General features: G+C 58.1%; 14 protein-coding genes and 2 pseudogenes. 6 read left to right on the top strand and 10 right to left on the bottom strand.

From position 1 onward, the window contains the following. Positions 1-507: 507 nt before the first annotated feature. A pseudogene (locus ACIPZE_RS00240) lies at positions 508-942 on the bottom strand (DUF1214 domain-containing protein); the annotation flags it as partial. 154 nt (positions 943-1,096) lie between these two features. Beyond that, positions 1,097-2,560 (bottom strand): DUF1254 domain-containing protein, encoded by a 1,464-nt coding sequence (locus ACIPZE_RS00235; RefSeq protein WP_400770439.1) that lies wholly within the window; start codon positions 2,558-2,560, stop codon positions 1,097-1,099. Positions 2,561-2,809: 249 nt separating this feature from the next. On the opposite strand from ACIPZE_RS00235, the gene ACIPZE_RS00230 reads away from it, so the two are divergent. After that, a complete protein-coding gene (locus ACIPZE_RS00230) occupies positions 2,810-3,370 on the top strand; it encodes a fasciclin domain-containing protein (protein ID WP_400770437.1) in 561 nt (186 codons plus the stop codon). A gap of 145 nt (positions 3,371-3,515) precedes the next feature. On the opposite strand, the gene ACIPZE_RS00225 is transcribed toward ACIPZE_RS00230, so the two are convergent. The 3 genes and pseudogenes from ACIPZE_RS00225 to ACIPZE_RS00215 form a co-directional block, all read right to left on the bottom strand. After that, on the bottom strand, positions 3,516-3,770 hold the full coding sequence (locus ACIPZE_RS00225) for a hypothetical protein (RefSeq protein ID WP_129394253.1): 255 nt from the start codon (positions 3,768-3,770) through the stop codon (positions 3,516-3,518). A gap of 121 nt (positions 3,771-3,891) precedes the next feature. After that, positions 3,892-4,260 carry a hypothetical protein gene (locus tag ACIPZE_RS00220; protein ID WP_400770435.1) on the bottom strand — a complete coding sequence of 123 codons (369 nt, stop codon included), beginning with the start codon at positions 4,258-4,260 and terminating at the stop codon, positions 3,892-3,894. Between the two features lie 40 nt (positions 4,261-4,300). Then, positions 4,301-4,393, bottom strand: a pseudogene (locus tag ACIPZE_RS00215) (cation transporter); the annotation flags it as partial. A 49-nt stretch (positions 4,394-4,442) separates the two neighbouring features. Here ACIPZE_RS00215 and ACIPZE_RS00210 point away from each other — a divergent pair. Further along, positions 4,443-4,901, top strand: coding sequence for a metallophosphoesterase family protein (locus ACIPZE_RS00210; RefSeq protein ID WP_400771012.1), 459 nt, complete (start codon positions 4,443-4,445; stop codon positions 4,899-4,901). A 39-nt stretch (positions 4,902-4,940) separates the two neighbouring features. Beyond that, the gene (locus ACIPZE_RS00205) at positions 4,941-5,042 is read left to right on the top strand and encodes a hypothetical protein (protein WP_400771010.1); all 102 of its coding nucleotides are present in this window, start codon (positions 4,941-4,943) and stop codon (positions 5,040-5,042) included. On the opposite strand, the gene ACIPZE_RS00200 is transcribed toward ACIPZE_RS00205, so the two are convergent. Beyond that, a complete protein-coding gene (locus tag ACIPZE_RS00200; protein ID WP_400770433.1) occupies positions 5,039-5,494 on the bottom strand; it encodes a GNAT family N-acetyltransferase in 456 nt (151 codons plus the stop codon). The genes ACIPZE_RS00205 and ACIPZE_RS00200 overlap by 4 nt on opposite strands. A gap of 238 nt (positions 5,495-5,732) precedes the next feature. Between ACIPZE_RS00200 and ACIPZE_RS00195 the strand changes: the two genes are divergently transcribed. From ACIPZE_RS00195 to ACIPZE_RS00185, 3 genes are all read left to right on the top strand, one after another. Next, the gene (locus ACIPZE_RS00195; protein WP_400770431.1) at positions 5,733-8,120 is read left to right on the top strand and encodes a DUF3772 domain-containing protein; all 2,388 of its coding nucleotides are present in this window, start codon (positions 5,733-5,735) and stop codon (positions 8,118-8,120) included. Between the two features lie 195 nt (positions 8,121-8,315). After that, entirely contained in the window at positions 8,316-9,812 is a 1,497-nt protein-coding gene (locus ACIPZE_RS00190; RefSeq protein ID WP_400770429.1) for a hypothetical protein, read from the top strand. Positions 9,813-9,934: 122 nt separating this feature from the next. Then, a complete protein-coding gene (locus tag ACIPZE_RS00185; RefSeq protein ID WP_283436220.1) occupies positions 9,935-10,396 on the top strand; it encodes a DUF3574 domain-containing protein in 462 nt (153 codons plus the stop codon). On the opposite strand, the gene ACIPZE_RS00180 is transcribed toward ACIPZE_RS00185, so the two are convergent. The 4 genes from ACIPZE_RS00180 to ACIPZE_RS00165 form a co-directional block, all read right to left on the bottom strand. Continuing rightward, positions 10,393-11,757, bottom strand: a complete 1,365-nt coding sequence (locus tag ACIPZE_RS00180) for an APC family permease (protein WP_400770427.1) — start codon at positions 11,755-11,757, stop codon at positions 10,393-10,395. The genes ACIPZE_RS00185 and ACIPZE_RS00180 overlap by 4 nt on opposite strands. Further along, positions 11,747-14,134 (bottom strand): TonB-dependent receptor plug domain-containing protein, encoded by a 2,388-nt coding sequence (locus tag ACIPZE_RS00175; protein ID WP_400770425.1) that lies wholly within the window; start codon positions 14,132-14,134, stop codon positions 11,747-11,749. The genes ACIPZE_RS00180 and ACIPZE_RS00175 overlap by 11 nt, the downstream gene beginning before the upstream one ends. Positions 14,135-14,567: 433 nt before the next feature. Continuing rightward, positions 14,568-15,233 (bottom strand): sulfite oxidase-like oxidoreductase, encoded by a 666-nt coding sequence (locus ACIPZE_RS00170; RefSeq protein WP_400770423.1) that lies wholly within the window; start codon positions 15,231-15,233, stop codon positions 14,568-14,570. Positions 15,234-15,406: 173 nt separating this feature from the next. After that, the gene (locus ACIPZE_RS00165; RefSeq protein ID WP_400770421.1) at positions 15,407-16,462 is read right to left on the bottom strand and encodes a substrate-binding domain-containing protein; all 1,056 of its coding nucleotides are present in this window, start codon (positions 16,460-16,462) and stop codon (positions 15,407-15,409) included. Between the last annotated feature and the right edge of the window lie 2 nt (positions 16,463-16,464).

The raw sequence follows: 16,464 nt of genomic DNA, 5'->3' as shown, positions 1-16,464 counted from the left end.
GCCTAAAGCGCAAAGAACAAGCCCATTTGAAGGTAGTAGGAATTTTCTGACGGCTAGAAAAAACTTCGGGAAACTCCAGAAATCAAGTGAAACAAATTTTAACGTAAGTGATGACAAGCTCCGGATTTCAATCGGCGGAAAGGTTTCGGTTAAAGTGCTAAAAAACAATAATCACAGGAATATCAATAGCTTGTAACTTCGCCATACAGATCGAAAAAAATTTCCAGGCATTCCAAATAGATCGATAACTGCATCCCAGAGAATTGCCTTTACACACTGTCATGAGGCGACGAGCGGTAACCTAGATGACAAACGTAGTCCCTGCCAGGACGGTCGCAAATGGCCATACATACGAGATTTTTAAAGTCCAGCGCTAGGTTATGAACGACCGCTTCCGGCCGTTTTCTGCCTTCCGCGACAGGCAGCAATCTGCCAATAGCAGCTGGTGAAGGGTATTGAAGGTATGAGTACGCTGATGTACCCATACCGCTCAAGAACGTCTCAGAATCATTGCTTGTTCAAATCCCCCGGTTTCCAAACTTTGTCGAAGAACGCCATGGTCGGGCCGTACAAACGCAGAATCACGAAGTAGCCTTCGCCCGGCAGGGTTTTGACCCAGTTTTTACCGGCGCCGGGTGAGTCCGGGCCGAAATGCACATCGATCGAACCATCGGCATTGGCGACAGGTTTGTCCATGGTATTGATCGATGGAAACGGCTGGCCATTGTCCAGGCCGGACGCGGTGATCGAGTCGTACGCGGTGACCGACCAGAACAGTGCAGCGGGAATACCTTTGGGCAGGTTCAGCGTGTAGCTATTGCTGCCGGAGAGCAATTCACCCTTGGCATCGACGAACGTGGCCGGGTACTTGGCGCCGACGTTTTCCATGTTCACGGCCATGCCCGGGCTGGCGGAATAGGCGTTAGTGAAGAAGCCGGTGCGCGGGTCGATGTAGTTGAACGTGTCGGCGGTAAACGTCGCGTTGCCGCAAAAATGGGGACGCGCAAAAATGGGGACGGATTTATTTTCAGAAAAAATAAATCCGTCCTCTTATTTTCTTTTTCAGAAAAAATAAATCCGTCCCCTTATTTCACGTTCAATTGGCTTTGACCACAGCGGGCGGCACCCATTGGCCATTCAGCGAGGCCGGCTCAGGCCAGTAAGCGCGAATGTAGAGCGAGAAATCAGCACCTTTGGGCGTCGGCAGCCAGTTGGTTTCCTTGTTCTTGCCCGGCGATTCACTCTGCACGTAAATCGTTAGCGAGCCGTCAGCGTTGGCTTGCAGGGATTTGTTTTTGGTGCCGATGGAATAGCGCTTGAGGTCGTTTGGTGAGAAGAAGTGCTGTTCGTTGTACAGCGTCAGCGACCAGAAGCCTTTGACCGGCGGCAACTGCCCTTTGGCGAAGGTCACGGTGTAGCCGTTTTGCCCGTTGAGGCGCGTGCCGGCCTTGTCCAGATCCTGGTAGAAGTACTTGGTCTCTTTCTGCTGGTTGACGAAAATATTCGAGCGCGCGACGGCGGTACGGCTGAAATAGTCGGTGCCGAATGCCGCACCGTTGCTGATGGTGCTCCAGTGATCCGGCAGTTGCAGGCCATAGTTGCGGAACTGCAACAGCGGATCGATCACTTCGCTGTCGGCTTTTTTCGCTTCATCGATCATCGCAGCTTTCAGTTGCGGATCAGCCTTGGCGATGGCCGCGAGAGTGGCCATCTGCGCGTAGCGAGCTTCTTCGCCCGGCAACGGTTTAGCGTCCTTGAGTAGCGCCGGCAACTCGTCGAAGAATTTCTCCGGCATCACCCATTTGGTTTCGCCGCTGCCCGCCGCCTGCGCCGGGAGTTTCGGCAGTTTCGCCCAGTCGCGATGTTTGACCTTGCCGTCGAATTGCGACAGCGGGTACATGTCCACGCCCGACAGCGACGCTTGAATGGCCGCGCGGTCGACAGCGCTATCGTCCTGGAACACCCGGGGAATCACGAAACCGGTGTTGGTGCGCGAGCGGAAGACTTTGGTGATCCCGGCCGGGACTTCGCCCTTCCAGTCAGGGCCCACCAGCAGATAGAAACCGGGCTTGGTGTCATACATCTTGCCGAGTTCGGCAAAGCTGTCGGAACGCAAATCCACCACTTGGTACACCCAGAAACGGCTGCCGAAATCCGGCACCTGCAACACCACCGGTTCCAGATCCAGCGCGATGCTGCCCGCGCCGTAGACCACGTCCTGATTCGGGCAGGCCACGAGGCGCTCGGCCGGATCAATGTAATCGCTGAGCATCGATAGGCGATTGATCGGCGCGACCGGAACAATTCCGCCCATCAAGCCCGGTTCAGGCAAATCCTTGAACGCTTGGCGACGGTTAAAAATATTGGCCATCGGCCAACCCCAGAAATACGCCTCACGGGCCATCATCCGCACGTAGGGCTCAGTGACCTTGGTGTTGGCGACAGGCCCGGCAACGGAAGCTTCGCCAGCGTAGCTGGGTGGCACCAGCAGGGATGTGGTTGCCAGTGCACCGAGCAGCGTCAGTGCGAACAGGTTCAGGCGATGGGGCGATTGATTCATAAAAGCATCCTTACTTGCGGGATCACCTTTTGCTGGTGAGTCGCAGGAAAGATAGCTCAAGTTTGGTGGAGTGACGCTTGATCGGCTTGAACGTCAGCTTCTGGCCCAGCAGCCATCCAAAAACGCCCTACGCCAACCAAAAACCGCGATCAAAATAAAAACTTTTCCCCCACGCTGCATCCATTCCCGCCCCTGCTCCGTAAATTCATCACCCTCACTCGAAGGGTCGAAGAATTCAGGAGATGCATCATGCACACGCTCATCAAACGCATTGCCCTTACCTGCCTCACAGTGCTGAGCCTTGGCGCTGGACTCGGTTTCGCCGCCGACACCGTCATGGTTGGTGGCGCCGCCATGTATCCGACGAAAACCATCGTCGAAAACGCAGTCAACTCCAAAGATCACACCACGCTCGTTGCCGCAGTCAAAGCTGCCGGACTGGTTGATACGCTCAACAGTAGAGGCCCCTTTACCGTCTTCGCCCCCACCAATGAAGCCTTTGCCAAACTGCCCGCCGGGACTGTCGATACGCTGGTCAAACCGGAACACAAAGCAGACCTGACGAAGATCCTGACCTACCACGTTGTCGCCGGCACCCACACCGCCAAGCAGTTGATGGATGACGCGAAAATGCATAGCGGCAAAGTGATGCTGAAAACCGTTCAGGGCGAACCGCTGACGGTCATGTTGCACGACGGCAAACTGTGGCTGGTGGATGCAAAAGGTGGCAAGGCTGCAATCACTATCGCAGACGTCATGCAATCCAACGGTGTGATTCATGTCATCGATACGGTGCTGATGCCGAATTGATTTCTAACGGCTTGGGCGGGCGTTCTTCAGAGCGTTCGCCATGCTTGGAAGTGGCTCAGCAAACGCGATATAGATTTGAATGACATCCGCGCTCAAACCACTGTCGGAAGTCGCCAGGGCGCAAAGCCCTGGCAGGCAGCAGAGACTACTTTTTCTTTTTCGCAGGCTTTTCTGCCTTGTCTGATTTCTTGGCCTTTTCGGGCTTGCTGTCAGCTTTCTTCGCGGATTTCTTCGGTTCAGGGTCTTTTTTCTTGTCTTTCTTGTCCTTGTCAGAGGATTTCGAAAGCGCCGAGGCCGCCGCAGCTTTCTTCGTCGGTGATGCCTTTTTGTCTTTCAACTCTTTGCTGGCTTTGGAAGCTTCACCTTTGCTTTTCTTCTCGTCTTTAGCCACGTTGATCACCTCTCGGAGCATGCCGGTATTGGCACATCGCCTGCGGGATTACCCATAGGCTAATCATTAGGCGAGCGTGTCCAAGAGCGGTTCAAATTCTTTTGCTGCTACACAAGGACTTAGCACTCGATTAGTTCTGACGAGCGGACATGCCCTTCAGTCGCTTCCCCCAATCGCCGCCATGAATGTTTTGACACTCTTGCTCCGAGTCGAAGCGGACATTGCGATCGGTAAGCTTCAGCTCGATTCCGGCCTCACCCAACGCTACAGCCGTCAGCTCGAAGATGCGCACTTTCGCCTCAACCTGAGCGAGCTTTCTATCCGCGAGGGTTTCGAACACCCAGATCACGCTCAGGGTTTCAGCCAGTGCGCTCAGGTCAGCCGTGTGGGTGAGCCAGGTGAAGCCTTTGATTTCAGCTTTTGCTGTTTCGCACGCGTCCGTCAGCGTGGTGATCAGCCGGCGCTCCATGCGCGCCAGTTCACGTTTGCCTGCAGGCATTGCAAGTTCCTTGGAAGATCATCGGGGGGAGCGGCATCTCAGGCTGTTTAACCCGGTCGCGGATTGCCTCGGCAACGTGCGCGTCTGTTTGATCGAGCAGTATACCGGCGGTATCTCTTATCAAGGTCAATGCTCACTGGCTGACCGCTGCCATGCAGATCAACCCTGCTAATCTCTCCCCCATGAAAATAGCCATCATCTCCGACACCCACGGCCTCCTCCGCCCCGAGGCCCTGGCCGCCGTTCAGGGCGTCGACCTGATCATCCACGCCGGCGACATCGGTGCCGCCGAAATCCTCGCGCAACTGGCCGAAGTCGCGCCGGTACAGGCGGTGCGGGGCAACAACGATCTAAATCTCCCTTGGGCCGCCGACCTCCCGGACCACCTCACCCTCGACCTCAATGGCTGGCCAGCCCTGCTGACCCACGATATCGCCGACGTCGCCGCCCTCCTCGACAGCTCCATCAAACTGATCATCACCGGCCATTCCCACAAGCCCTTGATCGAATGGCGCGGCGATCGGCTCTACATAAACCCAGGCAGCGCCGGGCGTCGGCGTTTCAAACTTCCGGTTACTCTCGCCCTGTTAGACGTGGGTGTTGATACTCTGGAGCCGCAGCTTATCGACCTTCTGCCCTGAAGGCGGTGACACGGAAGAAAATCCGTGCAGCCGTAGAGCATTTCGAAGGTCGTCACACACATTGGGTTCGAGTTTGAAGTACGCGCAGATATCCTGAGAATCTGGGGATACTTGCCCAAATCCTATGACGAATTTTCCTAGTGCTCCAGTGCCTTCGCCATGATGATCGTGCGCTCCGCCTGATGGTATTCATCCCGGACTTTCTTGAAGCCAAGTGCCGCGTAGAAGCCTTCGGCAGTAATCGACGAGGGCACACGCAGCAGGTCGATACCTGCGCTCAGGGCGACTGTTTGAAGCTGCTCCATGAGGTGTCTGCCGACAGCCAGCCCTTGATGCCGTGGATCGACAAACACGCTGCGAACAACGTCGTGATCGAGACTCGCGGTGGCCACGACATGACCGTCGAGCGTGGTCACGAAGACCTGACGCCGGGCCAACAAGTCCAGGACCGCCCGTGGCGAAAAACTTTGCTCCACCTGATCAATGATGTCGGATGAATAGTCCAGCGCGTTGGACTCGCGAAGCGTATGGATGATGACCCGGCTGATCGCCGAGGCATCTGCCGGGGTCGCGGTGCGAATCAGGTAATCCATTCTGATGATTCCTCCCAATCATTGGCTAGACGAGTGCCGCGCAGACAAATGACAGCCATCACACCGGTTCAGTCTGTAACCGCGACACCACCGTGGAGCCCAAGCCAACTGATATAGAGCATTTTGGCAGCATTTTCCGCTATTGCTCGTGCCGTACTTGCCGTGAAACTTTTCCGCCCCATCCGGCCTGATCACCTAACCTCATAGACTGTGTGTCCATCGAGAGTCGGCCCGTCCCATGCGCAACAGCATGAAGTCGTTGTTTTCAGTGGTATTCGTCTTGCTCATCAGCAGCAGTCCGGCGCTGTGGGCCGCCGAATTGCCTGCGCCTTCGGTGGCCGCGGTCGCGCCGCTGCCGGTGATTTCACAAAACGACCTGCAAGCCTTGCAGCAGCGCCTCGACGGCCTCAAGCAGCAAATTTCCTCGGCAAACAATTACAACCAGCTCGAAGGCCCGCAGGATCGGGTGCAGGCGTTCATTCTGGATGTCGATAAATTGTCGGCGGCGTTGCTGCCGCAGCAGGCGCAGTTGGCCGTGCAGTTGAGTGTATTAGGAGCGGCGCCGGCAACTGAGGTCGCGGCCGAGCAGGCGGATATCGTTGCGCAGCGGGCGTCGTTGGCGGAACAGAAGAGCAAGATGGACGCGTCGCTGAAGAGTCTGGCGGCGCTCAAGCAAAGCGCGGCGGATCTGATTACGCAGATCGCCGGTATCCGCCGCTCATTGCTCGAGAGCGAGTTGACCCTGGGCACCCACAGTGTGTTGAGCCCGCATTTCTGGTCGCCGCTGGTCAGTCCGACGCCGGACGATCGTCAGCGTTGGCGTTTTTTCATCGCCCAAATCAGCGAAACCTGGGCCACGGTCTGGGCGCCGGGGCAGCGTTTCTATACCACTTTCCTGGTGTTGTTGGCGCTGGTTATCTGGACGTTCGGACGCCGGCTGGCCGAGCGCGGGCTGACATGGCTATGCATTCATCGCGTGCCGGAGGGGCGTTTGCGTCGTAGTGCGCTGGCGTTTGCTTCGGCGCTGGCAACGATTGTTACAACGGGCCTTGCGCTGCAATTGCTGTTCTATGCCTGCACTCGCCACGAGCCGTTGACGCCGGTGCTGGAGACGTTTTCCGAGGAGTTCGAAAAAGCCGTTTATGCCTGTGTGCTGATCACCGGGCTGAGCCGCGCGTTGTTGTCGACCCAGCATCCGTCGTGGCGGCTGCCAGCGATTGCCGACCCCGTGGCGCTGGCGATGAAGCCGTATCCGCGCATTTTGTCCGGCACGCTGCTGGTGCTGGTGACGCTGGTGCAAGTGAGCAATTCCACCGGCATGAGCAGCCAGATTGTCGTGGCCGGGCGCGGCGTCATCTCGATTGTGGTCATGGTGATTGTCGTGTCGTTGCTGTTGCGCGTGGGCAAAGTGCGCAAGGCACTGGTCGCCGCTAACGATGCCTCGGCGACGGGCAGTACGTTTTCCGGCGTGGTGTACACCATCGCCAGTATTTCGATGTTGGTCTCGGCGATTGCCCTGCTCACCGGCTATATCTCGCTGAGCCGGTTCATCACCTATGAAGTGGTCTGGGCTTACATCGTGCTCTCGGGTTTCTACTTGCTGATCCAGGTGATCAAGGACGGCTGCGAGTACGCGTTTTCAGCCAAACATGCGAGCGGCAAAGCACTCAAGCAATTGCTCGGCATTGGCGATCGACGACTCGAGCAGATCTCGATTCTGTTGTCCGGGTTCAGCCGCGCAGCGCTGTTGCTGCTGGCGGTGATCGCGCTGTTTGTCGGCGGCATCGGCACCACGCTCGGGCAGTTGGCGACCAATATCATGGCGATCCTCGGTGGCGCCGGCTTGCGCAAGTTCAATATCGTCCCGGCGCACCTGCTCAATGCGGTGTTGGCGCTGATGATCGGCATCTGGTTGATCCGTGCCCTGCGCCGCTGGCTCGACAACGAGTTCCTGCCCAAGACCGACATGGACCCGGGCATGTGCGCGTCGCTCAGCACGCTGTTTTCCAATATCGGTTATGCCTTTGTGATCCTCATGACCCTGTCGTCGCTAGGCGTGCAGTGGACCAACCTGGCGTGGATCGTCAGTGCGCTGTCGGTGGGCATCGGTTTCGGTTTGCAGGAGATCGTGAAGAACTTTGTTTCCGGCCTGATTCTGCTGACCGAGCGCCCGGTGAAGGTCGGCGATCTGATCAGCATCAGCGGCGTCGAGGGCGACATCCGCCGGATCAACGTGCGTGCCACGGAAATCCAGCTCAGCGACCGCTCGATCGTGATCGTGCCGAATTCGCAACTGATCTCGCAGAACCTGCGCAACGTCACCCTCGGCGGTAGCGCTCAGGGGGTGGCGTCGCTGGAGTTGATGTTCCCGCTGGATATCGACCCCGAAGAGGTCAAGGACCTGCTGCTCAACACCTATCGCGAGAACGAAACCATCCTCGATAAACCCGCGTCGTTCGTGCGTTTCAGCAAACTGTCGCCGGACGGCATTACTCTGACGGTGACCGGCTATGTCGGCAGCCCGAGAATCGTCGGGGTGACCAAGAGTGACTTGCTGTTCGAGATTCTCAAGCGCCTCGGCGCAGCGGGAATCGCCCTCGCCACTCCCCCACCCAGCAGCCCCTGACACCCCCCGTAGGAGCTGCGGCACGCTGCGATCTCTTGATCTTGCCTTATAAAAACAAGATCAAAAGATCGCAGCCTCGTTGCACTCGTCAGCTCCTACAGGTCATGCGCTGTACCAGACAGAGGGTAAAGTCTTTGTCGTTACTGCCGAAATGTTAATGTGCCATCACTTTTAATCCGACAGTGTGCCCTCTGCATGGATGCCTTGATCCGCCGTTTCAGTTGTTTGTCTTTGCTTGCCCTCGCCCTCTACGGATGCCAGAGCTCCCCGTCCCCCAAACAGACGAGTGCCGATTTCGATGCGCTGGGGCGCATGGAGTTTGACGCGGCAATGCTTGGTCAACCCAACCCGAATACCATCGTGCGCGATGGCGATCACGTCAGCTACTACGTGATTGCCACTGAGGGCCGGCGAATACTTCATCTGGCGAACTTCACCGCCGACTGTCATCTGCCAGATGCGCAAATGGCGCATTTGACCAACAAGGGCATGCTTCAGTTTGCGGCTGTTCGAAACAGTCGAGCAGCCGAAGACAAGCAAATGCCTGCCGAACAGAAAAAGCTGTTTCTGCAGAGTCCTCAATTCAAACAGGTGTGTGCTCAGACCCCGGTGGCACAATGGCGGGTCATTTCGGCACCGGAGTTACAGGAATGGCAGCTGATTGATCGTGCCAGCCTGAATCAGAAAGACGGCCAGATATTCTTCTGGTCTGCCCGGGTACCCGCAGGCGAAACGCTTCTGCCCCGGGGAAATGGCCTGTATGCGCAGGAGCGTAGGCGCTGGAGCGCTGATTGCGCTCAACAACAATTGACCTCGCTGAGTACCTTCTACGTAGATAAGCAAAACCGCGTGATAGCCGGCGCGATCAGCGTTGACGCCATCGCCGAGAAAAACCTGAACGCCGACAACCGTCAATTGCTCACAACTGCATGTGCTACACCACAGGTGTTGGCGGCACTGAAACCTTTCTCGGGCCGAGAACAAACGTCATTCGTATTGCCTGATCCAGTGCTGCCGTCCTCCGTAACCAAATCCATTGAAGCGTTGAAATTGCCGGTCCCGGAACACAACATTCAACGCTTGCGCGTGATCTTCAAAGACCCCAACGAGGCTGATCGGCGCAAACAGCTTCAGGAGGCGGGCATGTCGTACCTGCTCTCGAACAACCCCGAACGACTGGCGCTGGGACGCTTGGGCAGGGACAGCCGCTACCTCGGATACGAGCCGGGCAAGCAGCTCACAGAACGCTACAACGGTAAAAATTATCAATCGGTCAACATCACTTTCCGAGGGCTGATCGACCTCGCCGATATTGATTACAGGAATGACAGTGACGGCATCACCGTGCGTAAAAACGCGATCACCGACCTGCGATTCACCGGTGACTGGACGAACATGCCAGTCGGTGCGCTACTGAGCTACACCGAACAAAGGTCCAGCACCCGCCACCAGAAAGCCGCTGAACTTGAGGACACACGGTTTGACTGCGCCGTGGAAGCACAAGAGCCTGCCAGTGCGTTCTTTCCATCGTTGACGGGCACCGCCAAAGTCATCACTTGTACAGGCAGGCACTACCGCCACGGTGAAAGCACTGCGATGTATGCCTATTTGCAGGCGTACGGGATGTTCGTGCCGATCGACCTCACCCAGAATCGCAGCTACGGTGAGTTCAAGATCGAAGCGGTCGAATGAGTGCCGCAGGCGTTTCGGGTTATTCCCGAAACGCCTGCCAGCCTGCTTTTTAGGTCTTTATTGGTGGTCGAGCGGCAACCTTATACTTCAGCGGTTCACCCACCGCTCAATAAGGATGCTCCATGCCTCAACGTCTTTTACTGGCGGCACTGTTTGTCGCAGTCGCCGGTTGTACCAGCCCTCCTCCGGTTTCCGTTCACACCCATGATCCCGCCAGTTCAACGCTGCAAGGTGACGCCGCGCGTCCGGCGCAGGCGCAATGGCTGCGTACCGAATTGTACTTTTCGGTGGGTGCGATCGATGGCAAGGAAGGTGCGGTCAGCCCGGCGCGCTGGCGCGAATTTCTCGACAAGGAAGTCACGCCGCGTTTCCCGGATGGCTTCAGTGTGCTCGACGCGTATGGACAATGGCGTGATAAAGGCGCGAAAGAGCCCGAACGCTTGAGCACCAAGGTCATCGTGATCCTGCATGAGAACAGCGCGCAGCGTTCCAGCGACATCGAAGCGATTCGCCTGGCGTACAAACGCATCACCGGCGACTTGTCGGTGCTGCGTTTGTCGCAACCGGCCGAGGTGTCGTTCTAGTCCGAAGTCTGTCGAAGAGCTTGCCGAGGCGTCGACGCCACGCGGCTCAACCCCGCCAGAATCAGCGCCCCCACCAGCAACACGGCAATCCCCAGAAACGCGCCATAGCCGACCACTGTCACGCTGGAATACAGCATGTACAGGCACAACCCGAAAAACAGCAGCGGCAACAGCGGATACAACGGCACCCGCACCGGCCTCGGCACCTCGGGAAAGCGCCGCCGCAGAATGATCAACGCGACGCTGCTCAAGCTCAGAAACAGCCAGTACACCGGGGTCAGATACTCGACCATGGTGTTGAAACCGCTCTGGGTGAAACTGCCGAACAACACCAACAACAACGCCACCGCGCCTTCCGCGAGCAAGGCTTTGCGCGGCACCCCGTGACGATCGTCCCAGTCGCCGAAACTGCGCAATTGCGGCACATCGCGGGCGGCTGCGTAGGTAGTCCGGGCGCCGACAAGCAGCGTCGAGTTAATGCTGGCGATCGCGGCGATACCGACCATCAATAGAATCAGCATGACCCCGGGCGCGCCGAATGCACGGTTCAGCAGCTCAACTGCTGGCGCGTTGCTCGCCGCCAGTCCGGCGAATCCCAGACCGGCGACGAACGCCCAATTGAGCGCCAGATAGATGCTCATCAGCACCGTCAGCGCTCCGATCAGCGCGATGAAGATGCCCCGTCGACCATCGCGCACTTCTGCAGATAATGTTGCCGCGTCGCTCCAGCCACCAAAGGCCAGAAACACGAAAATCATCGCCGCCGAAAATCCGGCCATACCGCTGTGCTCCGGCGTAACCGATACGTCCGCTACCGGTGGTTCGATGCCCTGCCACTGCAGCCAGACACCGGCGCTGGCAATGCTCAGAAAACCCAACGCGAGCAAGCCCACCAACAACGTCTGGGTGATGAAACCGATGTGTTTACCCGTGAGATTGAGCAGCACCAGGGCGGCAATGATCGCCCCGGCAAACAACCCCGAGCCGTACTGCCCCAACGGCACCACCGCGTTGAAGTAATCGGCAAACATGAACGCCGACAACGCGATCCATCCGGTGTGCATCACCGAAAACCGCGACCAGGCGAACAGGAATCCCATGCGTTCGCCGTAAGCCATGCGCAGAAAATGATAATCGCCACCCGGATGCGGAAATGCCGTGGCCATCTCGGCAAAACACAGCGCGCCGATCATCGACGCCACACCGCCGAGCACCCACACCAGGTAGAAATGTTCTGGCCCGACGTTAAGTGCCACGGTCGGCGCGGTTTTCAGGATGTCGGTGGTGATCACCATGCCCAGCGTGATCAATAGCGCCTGAAACACCGGCAGATGCCGTCCCGGCCCGGCGTCAGAAGCCATAAGTGGCGCGGGCGTAGTAATAGGCTCCATTGGTGCCGATTGGCGAGAGCACGTCATACGGCAGGTTGCCGCCGTAGTTGATCGCCGAACCGGAGCGCTCCGGGTAGTTGTCGGTAAGGTTGTTGCCACCCACGGCAATATTGAATTTCGGGGTGAATTTGTAGCTCACCTCAGCATCCAGTTGCCACACCGCGCCATAGGTTTGCTCAGGTTGCGAGTCGCCGAAATCGAACACGCGGGTGGTCTCGCCCTGACGCGTCAAACGCCCGAGCAAGCCCCAATGTTCGCTGGCCCAGTTGGCGGAAAAGATGAAACGATCCTTCGGCGCAGCGTCGGTCAGGGTGTTGGTTTCCTCGACACCGACCAGCGCATCATTGCCGATGCCCAGTGCAGTCAGTTGCGACGGCGTGCCTTTGGTGCTGGTGACCTTGGTGTGGTTGTAGGTGTACGCGGTGGTCAGGCCCAATTGCCCGTCATAGAGCGGCTGATGGTAGTTGAGCACCAGTTCGGCGCCGTGGGTGCTGGTGTCGGCGGCGTTGGTGAAGAAGTTGACGTCGTGCACGCCGGCGACGCCGAAGTTGTCGTTGATGTAGTTTTCCAGGGCATCGCTGCCGATACGTTGCGACAGGGTGATGCGGTCTTTGACGTCGATGCGGAACACGTCCAGCGACGCGTCGAAGCGTTCGTTCAACTGGAAAGTCAGGCCGAGGCTGAAGTTCTTCGAGGTTTCCGGATCGAGTTTCTCCGCACCCAGCGCGCGGGCGATCGGGTCGTTGACCGAGAGCACGCGAATATTGGTCAGCGTGCCGCCATCACCGAAGTTGCTGGTGGTGTTCTGGAAGCCGCTTTGCGCCAGCGAGGGAGCACGGAAGTTGTTCGACACCGCACCGCGCAACGCCCACTGATCGGTCAGTTTGTAGCGGCCGCTGAGTTTGCCGGTGAGCTTGCTGCCGGCATCGTCGTAATGCTCCCAACGCGTGGCGCCGTCGACGAAGAAGCGGTCGGTGAGGTCGCCGGACAATTCGGCGTAAGTGCCGAACACATTGCGGTCCAGGTCCGACTCTTCGCTCGGCCGCAAGCCATTGGCGCCGTCGGCTCCGGAACCAATGTAGGAAGCTTCGTCGCCGGCATAGGTCAGGTAATTTTCGTAGCGATATTCACCGCCGACGGCCAGCACGAACGAGCGCTCGCCGAGGCGCAATTCACGGCTGAAATCGAGGTTGCTGGTGGTCTGGCGCAGTTCGTAGTCGCCGGTATCGAACCGGGTCGGCGAGTCTTCACCGAGGCTGACGTTGAGGGTGCGTCGGGTCGAACCCTCGAAGCGGTTGCGGCCGTGGGTGACGCTGCTGTCGAAGTCCCAGTCATCGCCGATCATGCCTTTGAAACCGGCCGTGGCGGAGACATCCTTGTTGTCACCGAGCGATTGCGGCAAGTAGCCGTTGGGGTAGAACTGCGGCTGCTCGTACGGATAGCGATAGAACTCGGCGCCAGTGGTATGGCGCTGGTTGTAAGTACCGAAGCTGTAGGCCTTGCCGCCCGCCAATGGTAATTCACTGTTGAACCACAGGTTGACGTCGCGGGCGAGGCCGTCGCCCATCACGTAATTGCGCTGGCCGGGGGTGTCGGCAAAACCGTCGAAACCGGCGCGGTTGGTCGGGTTGCGATCCTTGTATTCGGTGCCGCCACGAATGAAGCCGCCCTCCTCGCCAAGCCGCGTGCCGATCTTCGCGGTGGTCACGCTGTTCTGGCCGTCGGTGGTGGTCTTGCCAATCGCGTCCTGATGGGTGTGATAGGCGCCATAACTGGTCGAGACCTCGCCGCCCTCGGGCGCGTCGTCGAGGATGATGTTGATCACCCCGGCAATCGCGTCGGAGCCGTATTGCGCGCCGGCGCCGTCCCGCAGCACTTCGATGCGTTTGATGGCGCTGATCGGGATCGAGTTGAAATCCACTGGCGCCGTGCCACGGCCGATTTTCGACGAATCATTGACCACCGCCGAGGTGTGGCGACGCTTGCCGTTGACCAGCACCAGCACCTGATCCGGACTCATGCCGCGCAATTGCGCCGCTCGCACATGGTCGGCACCGCCGGAGTTGGATTGACGCGGCAGGCTGAAGGACGGCAACAGCGTCTGCAATGCGGCGCCCAGTTCGCCATCAGCAGCGCCGGCGGTTTTCAGGTCCTCGGCGGTGAGTACATCGACCGGCACCGGCGAGTCGAGCACCGTGCGCGAAGTGCCGCGCGTGCCGGTCACCAACACCGTGCCGAGGCGCGATTCGTCTTCTGCACTGGCGGCTGTTTCTTCGGCTTTGACGGGAAGTTGCCAGATGGCAGTTACAACAGCAGCGGCCAGTAATGAACGGGAACGGTAATGCATGTAACAGCTCCTTGAATCGCAGTTAATACCCGGCCGTCACCGACAATAAGAAGTCGGCAATCAATGCGCGGCAATGTCTGCTGTAATTTTGATTTTTAAAGGCAGTTGAAACGAAGAATATTGGTAACGCGCAGAATCCCCAGAGTAAGTCATTGTCCCTTGAAGCCTGATGCTAGACGAGCGACGGCTTAGCGCAAAAGAACCAATAACACTTAGGTTAGATCGTTCTAAAGGAATGTTCTTAGTCCAACACAAGTGTTGCTGAGGCAACACTAAAGCTCATTAAAAACAAACTAATCCAACTATAAAACTTCCTTCTGTGGGAGCTGGCTTGCCAGCGATAGCGGAGTGTCAATCAACGAATCTGGTGACTGGCTGAACCGCATCGCTGGCAAGCCAGCTCCCACAGTTGATCGCATTACGAGGCGAGCGCTTAGTCGAACTCTTTGTCCCGCCAGGCATCTTCGGCAATGTCCAGTTCATCACCGCTGAAACGCTGTTCGGCAAACGGATCTGCGTGCAGGTGAAAGCCGTTCTGCTCCCAGAAACCCGGTTGTTCATGCTCGACAAATTCAAGACCGCGCAACCATTTTGCGCTCTTCCAGAAATACCGGCCGGCGACCACCAGACGCAACGGCCAGCCGTGTTGCGCGGTCAGCGGTTGGCCGTGGTAATGGGTGGCCAACAGGCTGTCCGGGTGCAACAGATCGTCGAGTCGCAGATTGGTCTGGTAATCGTGGTCAGCGTGGGCCATGACGAAGGCTGACTTGGGCTGGATGTTCAGTACTTGCAACAGATCCTGCAGATGCACCCCACTCCATTGGGTGTCGAACTTCGACCAGCGCGTGACGCAATGAATGTCGCATTGCAACTGCCGTTGCGGCATTGCCAGCAGGTCGGCATAACGCAACTTGATCGACTGTTCGAGCGTGCCAAACAGGCGTAGCGACCAATCAGCAAGATCGTATTGCGGCACTGCGCCTTCGTGCAGAATCGGAAAGCGCTCCGTCAGCACTTGCCCCGGCGGCAGTCGTGCGCCGAACAGCGGATCGGCACTCGGCAAACGGCTTTTACGCAGGCGCGCAGCCTTGTTGTGCATGTGTTCTCCAGATTTCGCCAATGCAAATCAGCCGTAAATTCTATGACTCAACCCGCCCTTGTGGGAGCTGGCTTGCCAGCGATGAGGCCTGTCGAGTCAATATCTCTATCGGCTGAAACACCGCTATCGCTGGCAAGCCAGCTGCCACAGGGTGCTCATCGGACTTGAGCGTTTTAGTTAGCCACGGGAATCCATGGCGCCCGCGCGACGTTGGCGGTGTCGCCGAAGGCCGGGAGTTTCTGCGCGAGGTCGCGGACATTTTTCACGTCCAGGTCCAGCAGTTGCTGGCGAGTGATCAACGTCGGCGGCACCAGCACCTGATGGCCAGGGTTTTCCCCGGCAATCAACATCGCCAGACTGCGCACACTGATCGCCCCGGCCACTTGCGGATTGACCGCCGCCGTCGCGGCCCAGGCGCTGTCCGGCTCTTTCATGATCTGGATGTCGGCCGTGGAAATATCGGCGCTGTAAATCTTCACCTTGCTCGCCAGCCCGGCTTCGTCCACGGCAATCTTCGCGCCTTTGGCAAACTCGTCGAACGGCGCAAAAATCACGCTGATCCCCGGATTCGCCCGCAGCACCGCACTGGCCTGATCCGCCACCGAATTGGCAATCGGCGGATTCAGCGTGCCGAACCGTGCCTTCTCGATGATTCCCGGATTGGCCTGCTTGACCTGACTCCAGATCTCGTCACGGCGCTCCATCGGCGTGAAACCGCTGATGTACACATAACCGGCATCGAAACGCGTGCCGTTGTCCTTCACCGCTTGATCCAGTGCCAGACGCGCCAAGGCATGGTGATCCTGCTCGACTTGCGTCACTTGCGGCGTGTTCAGATCGACATCGAAGGCGACGACCTTGATGCCTTTGGCGATGGCCCGGTCAATCGGCCCTTTGAGGGTTTCCGCCAGACCCAATTGCACGATGATCCCGTCGACACCGAGATCGGCCGCCTGATCGATCATCTCGCCCTGACTCGCCGCCTGCTGCCGCGCATCGAACACGCGCAAGTTTGCACCCAACGCTTCAGTCTGTTTTTCCACGCCGCGCAGATACGCCTCGGGAAAGTCCCCGGAAAACAGATAACCCACCAGCGCAATCTGCACCTGACCTTTATCGAACGGCGCCGGTGCGCCAGGCAATGCCTTGGCTTGCGCGCCCAGCGCCAACGTCGAAAGCACCGCCGCCGCGAGGCAATGGCGGGCAAACTGTTTGATTGAACCGTGCATAC

The sequence above is a fragment of the Pseudomonas sp. NPDC089741 genome, from assembly GCF_044748825.1.
Taxonomy (GTDB): Bacteria; Pseudomonadota; Gammaproteobacteria; order Pseudomonadales; family Pseudomonadaceae; genus Aquipseudomonas; species Aquipseudomonas helmanticensis.
Note: the sequence above shows the minus strand (reverse complement) of the source record. Positions and strands in the feature narration are given on the sequence as shown.

Coding starts and splice junctions, on each gene's coding strand:
- ACIPZE_RS00235 (WP_400770439.1), bottom strand. CDS start 2,560: ATGAATCAATCGCCCCATCGCCTGAACCTGTTCGCACTGACGCTGCTC.
- ACIPZE_RS00220 (WP_400770435.1), bottom strand. CDS start 4,260: ATGCCTGCAGGCAAACGTGAACTGGCGCGCATGGAGCGCCGGCTGATC.
- ACIPZE_RS00175 (WP_400770425.1), bottom strand. CDS start 14,134: ATGCATTACCGTTCCCGTTCATTACTGGCCGCTGCTGTTGTAACTGCC.
- ACIPZE_RS00170 (WP_400770423.1), bottom strand. CDS start 15,233: ATGCACAACAAGGCTGCGCGCCTGCGTAAAAGCCGTTTGCCGAGTGCC.
- ACIPZE_RS00230 (WP_400770437.1), top strand. CDS start 2,810: ATGCACACGCTCATCAAACGCATTGCCCTTACCTGCCTCACAGTGCTG.
- ACIPZE_RS00180 (WP_400770427.1), bottom strand. CDS start 11,757: ATGGCTTCTGACGCCGGGCCGGGACGGCATCTGCCGGTGTTTCAGGCG.
- ACIPZE_RS00190 (WP_400770429.1), top strand. CDS start 8,316: ATGGATGCCTTGATCCGCCGTTTCAGTTGTTTGTCTTTGCTTGCCCTC.
- ACIPZE_RS00165 (WP_400770421.1), bottom strand. CDS start 16,462: ATGCACGGTTCAATCAAACAGTTTGCCCGCCATTGCCTCGCGGCGGCG.
- ACIPZE_RS00210 (WP_400771012.1), top strand. CDS start 4,443: ATGAAAATAGCCATCATCTCCGACACCCACGGCCTCCTCCGCCCCGAG.
- ACIPZE_RS00185 (WP_283436220.1), top strand. CDS start 9,935: ATGCCTCAACGTCTTTTACTGGCGGCACTGTTTGTCGCAGTCGCCGGT.
- ACIPZE_RS00195 (WP_400770431.1), top strand. CDS start 5,733: ATGCGCAACAGCATGAAGTCGTTGTTTTCAGTGGTATTCGTCTTGCTC.
- ACIPZE_RS00200 (WP_400770433.1), bottom strand. CDS start 5,494: ATGGATTACCTGATTCGCACCGCGACCCCGGCAGATGCCTCGGCGATC.